Here is a 6,707-nt window from a genome sequence, read left to right on the forward strand (position 1 = left end):
GCCCTGCTACTGGGCAGCGTTCTGCGCCGATGCGTTGTCCTGCCGCGCATGATGAAAATGCGATAACAGGGAACGGAGCGCGGCGGGACGAAGCGGCTTGTGCAGGACCGTGACGTTTTCATCCTCGGCGCGCTGGCGCACTTCCTTGGAGCGATCGGCTGTCAGGAGGATGGCCGGTATCTCCGTCTGAAACGTTTCGCGGGCAAAACCGATCATATCGAGACCGTTTTCGTTCAAGAGGTGATAATCGGCGACAATCACGTCGGGCGGGACGGAGTGGCCCGCACAATAGCTTTTCAATGCAGCGCCGCTGCGCAGCGTCGTGACCCGGCATCCCCAGCCACGAAGCAGCGTTTCCATTCCCGACAATATGCTCGCGTCGTTGTCGATGCACAGAACATCGAGCCCCGTCAGCTCCAGAGTCCGTTGCAAGCCGCGGCGACTCTTCACTTCGTCAACGGGCACCTTTTCCTGCGAGACAGGAATGCGCAGGGTGAACATTGTGCCCTTGCCGGGCGTTGAAGCCAGGGCGAGCGGCAGCGACAGGAGCCTTGCGATGCGGTCGACGATGGAAAGGCCGAGACCAAGACCTTCGGCTTCCCGCATTCCCTCATCCAGCCGAGTGAACTCGCGGAAGACGAGTTTGAGCTTTTGCGGAGGGATGCCTATGCCGGTATCGAGCACTTGCAATTCCACAAAGGCCCCCCGGCGGCGCACGCCGAGCAAAATGCCGCCCTTGCGGCTATACTTGATCGAATTGGAAACGAGGTTCTGGATAAGGCGCCGCAGCATGTTGCGGTCGGTCCTGACGACAATGCTCGATGGCACAACGCGCAGTTTCAGCCCCTTGGCGGCGGCAAGCGGCGTGAAGTCGGTTGCAATCTGGCTCATCAGCTTGTCGAGGCGAAACACCGAGAGTTCGGGTTTGAGCGATCCGGTGTCCAGCCGTGAAATATCCAGCACCATGCCGAGAATGGCTTCCACGGCTTCCAGCGAGGAATCGATATTGCGGGCGAATTCGCTGGTTTCGGAACGCCCCAGTCTTTCGGCAAGTGCGGTACTGTACAGTCTGGCCGCGTTGAGCGGTTGCAGAATGTCGTGACCGGCAGCCGCAAGAAACCGTGTCTTCCCCTGATTGGCTTCTTCCGCTGCGGCTTGCGCCTTGGCGAGCTGCTGGTTGACACGGGTCAGTTCCGCCGTGCGATCCGCCACGCGCTGCTCCAGCATCTCAGCCGCCTTCTGGCGCGTGACATCCGCTTCGACCGCAGCCGTGATGTCGGTATAGGTTGCGACGATGCCGCCATCCGGCATGGGATTGGACTGGATTTCCAGCACCTTGCCGGTCGATTTCATGTTGATGCGCCATGGCTGGCGCACGGTCGCGAGCGAGCGTATGGCGCTGTTCTGGCCGTTGAACGATATATCGCCGCGGCGGTGCAGCTGTTCCACGATTTCCGAAACGGGTATCCCAACTTGCATCACCTCATCGGGGAGGTCGAAAAGCTTGCGGAATTGCCGGTTCCAGCAGGTGAGCCGCAAGTCCTTGTCGAACACGGTGATGCCCTGTTCCATCTGGTCGAGCGCGGTTTGCAGCAGGTCACGGTTTTGCTGCAAGGCCGTCGAAGCATCGTCCAGGAGCTGTCGCGCATCGCGTCCGGACGCATCGCCCTTTTGCAACAGCAGTGACAGAACAAGCCGCGCGGATGCAGAGCCGACTGCCGTGCCGAGCAATTGCTCGGCATGGCGGATCAAAGGCGTATCGACGGTCATGCCGGGATCGAGCCGCCGCTGTTCCCGTCCTTCAAAGCGAAGAAAAGCGCGCTCCACGCGTTCAGCGCCGAGATAGCGGGCCATGGTAGCTTTCAACTCGGCGACAGTAACGGTCGTGCGAAAGCGTTTCAGCGTCGGTGTACCGATCACATAGCGCGGCAGGAAGATGCTGGCCTGAATACGCTCCAGCGGCGTCGAGGCGCGCGAGAGCGAACCAAGGACGTAGAACAGCGTATTGGCCGCAAGGCTCCACACCACACCGTTGGTGAGGGGAAGAGCATTGGTTCCGAAAAGCGCTTCCGGGCGCAATGCGGTAAAGCCCAGAAAGCCCTCGCGCAAAATGGCGGCATTTTCCGGCGCCATGGTGGGTAGCAGCAATGTGTAGGCCCAGACCAGAAACCCTGCCGAAAGACCCAGCATGGCGCCGCGCCCATTGGCATTGCGCCAGAATAGACCTCCGATGAAGGCTGGCACGAATTGGGCGATCGCCGCAAAGGAAACGAAGCCGATCGAAGCCAGATGGATATTGTTGGAGGTGAAGCGATAATAGGCGAATGCCAGCGCCAGAATGCCAACAATGGTGAGACGGCGCGTGTTGAGAATGATTTTGGTGAGGTCGCGCTGTTCTGCTGCCTGCTGTTTCGCCAGCCGCCGTATGAAAAGCGGCAGCACCAGGTGATTGGAAATCATGATCGAAAGCGCGACGCAGGCGACGATGACCATTGCGGTTGCTGCCGACAACCCGCCGAGAAAGGCCACAAGTGCGAGCCAGTGTGCTCCTGCCGCGAGTGGCAGGGCCAGAACATACAGGTCTCCGCTGACATTGCCCCCGAGTGTCATCACGCCGATCAGCGCGATGGGAAACACGAAGATATTGATGAGCACCAGATAAACCGGGAAGAGCCACGAGGCGGTTCGCAGTTCCTTTTCACTCCGGCTTTCCACCACGGTTACGTGGAATTGGCGCGGCAGCATGATGATGGCGGCAGCACTGAGGGCGCTTTGCACGATCCATGTGCCGATGGACGTTTGATAGTGGAACGCTTCCAGCGCCTCCGGCGACCGGGATATCTGGTTGATGAGTTGCGACGGAGCGCCGAACAGAAAGAAAGTGCAGGCAAAACCAACGGTCAGGAAGGCGCAGAGCTTGATGACGGATTCCAGAGCCACCGCCAGAATGAGGCCGTTCTGGTGCTCGGTGGCGTCGGTATGGCGCGTGCCGAAGAGGATGGCAAAGACGGCAAGCACGGCTGCGACGGGCAAGGAAATATCGCCGAACAGGAATACTGACGGATCGACGGCCGATCCGTAATGTTCCATGACGAGCCCGACGCTTCCGGAAACGGCTTTGAGTTGCAGCGCGATATAGGGGATCGAACCGACGGCTGCGATGCAGGTCGCAAGCGATGCGACGCCAAAGCTCTTACCGTAACGGGCAGCCAGAAAATCGGCAATTGATGTGATGTGTTCGGATTTCGCCAGTCGAACGATATGCCGCAGCAAACGGTTGCCGAGCGTGAAGACGAGAATCGGCCCGATATAGATTCCGAGGAACTCGAGGCCGCGCTGTGCCGATAAGCCGACAGAACCGAAAAACGTCCATGAGGTGCAGTAAACCGCCAGGCTGAGCGCGTAGATATATGGACGCGGGGCACTGTTCCAGCGCGACGTGCGCCGGTCGCCGATGCTGGCTACTGCAAAGAGCAGCAGCAGATACAAAAAGGCGACGCCAATAATACCCCAGCCCTGCATAGCCGGCTTGTTCCCTCACTCCTCAACAGAAATGACGCAAGCACTTTCAGTGCGCTCGTGCAAGGTTATTGATCAAAAACAGTGCGCTTTCACCGCTTTATCTTTTCATTGGTAATTTTCGTCTACACACTGACAATGTGATCCTGAAAGTGCAGGGCCCTTTTCAGGACCGCTTTTGAAATGACAAGGCGCTTTTCGGTTTCGCTTCTGGAAAACGGCTTTGCATCCGCTGCCAGTTTATCTGGTGCCCAGGTTGATTTGGCGAGCGCCGCCGCAGGACGGCCCATGCGGCCCGCGTTCGTGAGGGAGACAGCAATGTTAAAGGAATTCAAGGAATTCGCCCTGAAGGGCAATATGGTCGATCTGGCCATCGGTGTCATCATCGGCGGGGCGTTCGGCGGCCTCGTCAACTCCATCGTGAACGACATCATCATGCCAATCATCGGTCTTTTGACAAATGGCGTGGACTTTTCGAACATGTTCATACAGCTGGCAGGTGAACCCAAGACCACGCTGGCAGCTGCCCGCGAAGCCGGTGCGACCGTCGCCTATGGCAACTTCATCACGCTTCTCATCAACTTCCTCATCATCGCATGGGTATTGTTCCTTGTGGTGAAAGGAATGAATCGCCTGAAGAAGAAGGAAGAAGCAAAGCCGGAACCGGAAGCACCGCGCGAAGAGGTTCTGCTGACTGAAATCCGCGATCTTCTGGCAAAGCAAAAAGCCTGACCAATCAAGAACTGATGAAAAGCGGGGCCTTTCGGTCCCGTTTTCTTTTGATCCATAAATGCGTTTGATCGGACCATCACAAAAAGCCGCGTGATTTCGCTACCGGGCCTTGATAAGCACGAAGTCAAAATCAAAGTCCAACGCGGGGAAATCATGACGCTCATCGCCAGTCTTCGTCGGGAAGCAGCTCTTTCACCGGAAAGCGGTATTGTGGCCGTTGCCAATCACGGGCGCGGACGGGAGGGACTTATTCCGCTCTGGGTGGGTGAGGGCGATCTTTCTACCCCCGATTTCATTCGCGCAGCGGCGCAAAAAGGGATTTCTGACGGGGAAACCTTCTATACCTGGCAGGCAGGCATACCGGAGTTGCGGGAAGCACTGGCGCGCTATCATGCGCGGCATTTTCCGCTGCCTTTAAAGCCAGAGAATTTCTATGTCACGGGTTCCGGCATGCATGCCATCGAAATGGCGCTTACAGCAACCGTTGGACCGGGTGAGGAAGCGATTTATCTTTCTCCCGCCTGGCCCAATTTTGTTGGCGCGGCTGGTCTGGCTGGCGTTATGCCGGTTCCGGTTGAATTGGAATTCGGCGCCAATGGCTGGATGCTTGATCCGGAGAAGATCGCAGCGGCCATCACGCCGCGCACGAAAGCACTTTTCATCAATACCCCATCCAACCCCACCGGTTGGACCGCGGATCGGGAAACCTTGCAATTCGTTCTTGATCTGGCGCGCAAGCAGGGCCTCTGGATCATCGCTGACGAGATTTATACCCATTTTTATTATGGCGGCGGTCGCGCTCCATCCTTCATGGACATCATGGAGCCGGATGACCGCATCATCTTCGTCAATTCCTTCTCCAAGAATTGGGCTATGACCGGATGGCGTATCGGCTGGATGACTGTGCACCCATCTTTGGGGCCGGTTATTGAAAACCTGATCCAATATTCGAATTCGGGCGTCGCACAATTCATGCAGCGTGGCGCCGTTGCCGCACTTGATGAAGGGGACGACTTTATTTCGATGCAGGTCGAACGCGCGCGTTCGACACGTGATCGCTTGTGTGCTTCGCTATTGTCTACGGGAAAAGTTCGCCTGACCCCGCCACAGGGAGCATTTTATCTTTTCTTCGGCGTGGATGGGGTCGGGGATTCCGTCAAGGCAGCTATTGATATGGTGGACAATGCCGAGGTGGGCCTGGCGCCGGGCGGCGCATTCGGCCTTGGCGGCGAGGGCTTCTTCCGCCTTTGTTTCTGCCGCGATCCACAGCAGGTGGATGAAGCCGCATCGCGGTTGGTACGCTGGATCGAGCAGCTTTGAGCTTATCGCTTCCCTGCTGAATGGGGACGGGGACTCCGGCTTGCTGCAACCTTCATCAAACGCTGGAAGGTCGGGCACTCCATATGGCTTTTAGCGGGACAGGTCGCTGCGTGACGCAACCCGTCTCGCAGTGCTGCCAGATGCGTTATCGTACGGTCGAGATCATCCGCTTTCGCTGACAGGGTTTCACGGCTTATAGAAACCTGGCCGTCTGGCCCGAACATGCCCGCAATATCATCGAGCGAAAAACCAGCCGCCTGTCCGAGAGCGATCAGGGACAGCTTGGTTACGACGCCGGGATCAAAAACGCGACGCAAACCCCGCCGGCTGTGCGACGCAATCAGTCCCCTTTCTTCATAATAGCGCAGGGTTGAGGCGGGAATGCCCGTGACTTTCGCAACCTCTGCAATATCCATGTCTTTCATATTGACCTCAAGTCGACTTTAACTTGTATGGTCCGCCTTTTCAATGATCCGCGCAAGTGGAAAGGAAAGGTAAATGCTTGTTTTTCAGATCGTTTTCATCGGGGTGGGAGCGACACTCGTAACCGATATATGGGCAATGACGAGAGAACGGCTATTCGGTCTTGCGAGCCTGGATTATGGGCTGGTGGGGCGCTGGTTCGGCCATATGCTGCAGGGGCGCTTCGTGCATGAACGCATCATTGCCAGCGCACCACTTCACGCAGAGAAGCTTCTCGGCTGGGGCCTTCATTATGTGATCGGTGTGCTGTTTGCAGCTATTCTGGTTGCCGTTAGTGGGGTTGAGTGGATGCAGTCGCCGCAGTTCCTGCCAGCACTTGCCTTCGGATTGCTGACCGTCGCCGCCCCGTTTTTCATCATGCAGCCGGCGATGGGCGCGGGGATCGCCGCGCGAAAGACGCCGCAGCCATGGGTTGCCAGAGGCTGGAGTGTCGTGATGCATTTATGGTTCGGAGCTGGGCTTTATCTTGCGGCTCTGGCGGCAAAGCTCGTCTTCTGAGGCAGCAAAAAGGCCGGTTGAACCGGCCTCAGACCGCTGACAAACCCATCGATATTTTCGACGGGTTTTGTTCTGGGAAGTATGCTGTTTTGGGCGGCAGAGTTTTGACGCAGATTGAGAAGGGTGTATCCGGCTCATGCGCTGACCGGTTTTGG

The 6,707-nt window shown here is 57.5% G+C and carries 5 protein-coding genes; 3 read left to right on the forward strand and 2 right to left on the reverse strand.

The genetic code is table 11. The annotated features are described in order from the left end of the window. Positions 1 to 6: 6 nt before the first annotated feature. Entirely contained in the window at positions 7 to 3,522 is a 3,516-nt protein-coding gene (locus F9K78_RS12490) for a PAS domain-containing hybrid sensor histidine kinase/response regulator (RefSeq protein WP_121985639.1), read from the reverse strand. A gap of 315 nt (positions 3,523 to 3,837) precedes the next feature. On the opposite strand from F9K78_RS12490, the gene mscL reads away from it, so the two are divergent. Continuing rightward, on the forward strand, positions 3,838 to 4,251 hold the full coding sequence (gene mscL / locus F9K78_RS12495; protein ID WP_121982916.1) for a large conductance mechanosensitive channel protein MscL: 414 nt from the start codon (positions 3,838 to 3,840) through the stop codon (positions 4,249 to 4,251). A 153-nt stretch (positions 4,252 to 4,404) separates the two neighbouring features. Continuing rightward, the gene (locus tag F9K78_RS12500; RefSeq protein ID WP_122066576.1) at positions 4,405 to 5,571 is read left to right on the forward strand and encodes a pyridoxal phosphate-dependent aminotransferase; all 1,167 of its coding nucleotides are present in this window, start codon (positions 4,405 to 4,407) and stop codon (positions 5,569 to 5,571) included. A 2-nt stretch (positions 5,572 to 5,573) separates the two neighbouring features. Here F9K78_RS12500 and F9K78_RS12505 read toward each other — a convergent pair whose 3' ends face one another. Continuing rightward, entirely contained in the window at positions 5,574 to 5,996 is a 423-nt protein-coding gene (locus tag F9K78_RS12505; protein WP_121985638.1) for a helix-turn-helix domain-containing protein, read from the reverse strand. A 73-nt stretch (positions 5,997 to 6,069) separates the two neighbouring features. On the opposite strand from F9K78_RS12505, the gene F9K78_RS12510 reads away from it, so the two are divergent. Continuing rightward, positions 6,070 to 6,552 (forward strand): DUF2938 domain-containing protein, encoded by a 483-nt coding sequence (locus F9K78_RS12510; RefSeq protein ID WP_122066575.1) that lies wholly within the window; start codon positions 6,070 to 6,072, stop codon positions 6,550 to 6,552. The last annotated feature ends 155 nt before the right edge of the window (positions 6,553 to 6,707 follow it).

Origin of the sequence: Brucella pseudintermedia, from assembly GCF_008932435.1 — a bacterium.
In the GTDB taxonomy this organism is placed as follows: Bacteria; Pseudomonadota; Alphaproteobacteria; order Rhizobiales; family Rhizobiaceae; genus Brucella; species Brucella pseudintermedia.

Coding starts and splice junctions, on each gene's coding strand:
- F9K78_RS12490 (WP_121985639.1), bottom strand. CDS start 3,522: ATGCAGGGCTGGGGTATTATTGGCGTCGCCTTTTTGTATCTGCTGCTG.
- mscL (WP_121982916.1), top strand. CDS start 3,838: ATGTTAAAGGAATTCAAGGAATTCGCCCTGAAGGGCAATATGGTCGAT.
- F9K78_RS12500 (WP_122066576.1), top strand. CDS start 4,405: ATGACGCTCATCGCCAGTCTTCGTCGGGAAGCAGCTCTTTCACCGGAA.
- F9K78_RS12505 (WP_121985638.1), bottom strand. CDS start 5,996: ATGAAAGACATGGATATTGCAGAGGTTGCGAAAGTCACGGGCATTCCC.
- F9K78_RS12510 (WP_122066575.1), top strand. CDS start 6,070: ATGCTTGTTTTTCAGATCGTTTTCATCGGGGTGGGAGCGACACTCGTA.